Origin of the sequence: Aeromonas sp. ZOR0002, assembly GCF_963866995.1 — a bacterium.
GTDB lineage: Bacteria > Pseudomonadota > Gammaproteobacteria > Enterobacterales > Aeromonadaceae > Aeromonas > Aeromonas caviae.
The window spans coordinates 1-1503 of sequence record NZ_CAWMFQ010000193.1; the positions used below are offsets into that span (position 1 = coordinate 1).

At 66.1% G+C, this 1503-nt stretch carries 2 protein-coding genes; one reads left to right on the plus strand and one right to left on the minus strand.

Going from position 1 to position 1503, the window contains the following annotated elements; all coding sequences use genetic code 11:
- On the minus strand, window positions 1-986 hold a 986-nt coding region (locus tag AACR77_RS11705; RefSeq protein ID WP_042881618.1), incomplete at its 3' end, for a glycosyltransferase family 9 protein.
- Window positions 987-1163: 177 nt separating this feature from the next.
- Between AACR77_RS11705 and AACR77_RS11710 the strand changes: the two genes are divergently transcribed.
- The coding region (locus tag AACR77_RS11710; RefSeq protein ID WP_042881620.1) for an HPP family protein at window positions 1164-1503 on the plus strand (340 nt) is incomplete at its 3' end.

Genomic DNA, 1503 nt, shown 5'->3' on the forward strand with positions numbered 1-1503 from the left:
CGATCCTCGATCACCAGATTGAGGTGCTGGGCGCCCAGGCACCCGTAGCGGACGGGGTCGGTCTGGGTAAAGAGGCCAAGACAGGGCACACCGCTGGCGGCAGCCAGGTGCAGGGGACCGGTGTCGGCGCTGACGAAGAGGGAGAGGCCGCCCGTGAAGCGGGCCAGCTCCCCCATGTTGCCAAGGGAAACGTGCACGTCCCCGAGCAGGTGCTCGGGGGCGGCGGGATCCGCGAGCTGGATCAGCAGGGCATCCGGGCTGTGACGGCGCAGATCCCCAAGCAACCGCTGCCACTGGGGCAGGAAGAGCCCCTTGCCCTTGCGAGCACCGGTGAAAAAGCCGATCAGGGGACGGCCAGGATGGGCTCGTCGCAGCGCACTCAAGGCCGGGCTTGGCCCCTGCAACAGGCTGCCAAGGGGGATGGGTTCGGCCGGATTGCCCGGTATGCCGAGCAGTTGCAGGGGCTGGTGGGCGTAGTGGCACTCACTGTCCGCAGCCCGCGGACGCTGGAAGATGAGATCCCCATGGCCATCGTCGAAGCCGCATTTCTCACGGGCCTGTACCCAGGCGGCGATGAAGTGATCCGTACTGGAGGCGAAGGGGACGTAGACCCTGTCGTAGTGCTGGCGGCGCAGACGCGAGAGTGCCGAGAGGGCGCCCGGCAGGTGTCTGCCCTGCAACCGGATCTGATGAATGTGCCGCAGGGGCAGATCGGCCAGGAAGGGGAGCAGGGCGGTGGGGCTGCACACCAGCTCCAGCTCGGCGTGGGGATGGGCGCGATGAAGCTGGTGCAGGAAGGGCAGCAGGAAGAGGTTGTTGCCGATGCGGTTGGTGCTGCGAATGACCAGGATCCGGCGGGGTGCCTGCGAAGAGGGCGGCAATGCGCTGCGACTGGCAAGCCAGCCGAGCAGGGTTCGCTCCAGTCCCGCCGTCCAGACCCGGCGTTGGCCGTCGAAGCGGCGCAGGGCATCGTTGAGGTGAGTCATACCGTTGGGCTCCAGTGTTGGGATGGTGTAGAGGGTGCCAGCGGACTCTTAAGACAATGTTAAGAAGGGAAAACGCGTGCGGATGATGGCCATGGCGGAGCGGGGTGCTGGTGCGGGAGGGGGGAAAGTGGCTAGAATTGCGCATTTGAAATAAATGTTATCGTCCGCGGGAGCACCATGCAGTTCAGGGATTTTTTGCCGGTATCGACCAATACCAGCGTCAAAGAGAGTTGTTACGGCGCCCTTGGCGCCCTCATCGGCTTGCTCGGCACCGCCTTGCTGTGCCGCTGGGGGTTGGGGCTCGAGGTGCACTGGCTCATCGCCCCCATGGGGGCCTCCGCCGTGCTGCTGTTTGCCGCCCCCGCGAGCCCCCTGGCCCAGCCCTGGTCCATCCTTGTGGGCAACGGGGTGTCGGCCCTGATGGGGGTATTGAGTGCGAGCCTGGTGCCGGACATGGCTATCGCCTCGGCCCTGGCGGTGATGCTGGCCATCGCCGCCATGTTCCTCACCCGCAGCC